Here is a 263-nt window from a genome sequence, read left to right as displayed (position 1 = left end):
ACGATGCAGAGATACATGGCGCGGCTCGAAAAGATGTATACCGGCCCCAAAATTGAAATCACCGGTTATCAAAAAGGCGCAATTTTAAAGCCGGATGAGATGGATACATTGAGTGGAAATCAAGAAACAGCGATGGGTGCCATGTTGAAAAAAGTCGGAGACAAAGAAGATGCTGACGTAAATACTCTCGCCGATCCAGATCGATTAAAAAAATTGGCGACACAAAAGGTTTCCAAGAAAGAGTACACCCAAGAGGAATTGAA

At 43.0% G+C, this 263-nt stretch carries 1 pseudogene; it reads left to right on the top strand.

Annotation, left to right across the window (positions count from 1 at the left end):
• Nucleotides 1-263, top strand: a pseudogene (locus QMZ64_RS23120) (T7SS effector LXG polymorphic toxin); the annotation flags it as partial.

The organism is Bacillus sp. LB7 (assembly GCF_030449715.1).
GTDB lineage: Bacteria > Bacillota > Bacilli > Bacillales > Bacillaceae > Bacillus > Bacillus paralicheniformis.
Note: the sequence above shows the minus strand (reverse complement) of the source record. Positions and strands in the feature narration are given on the sequence as shown.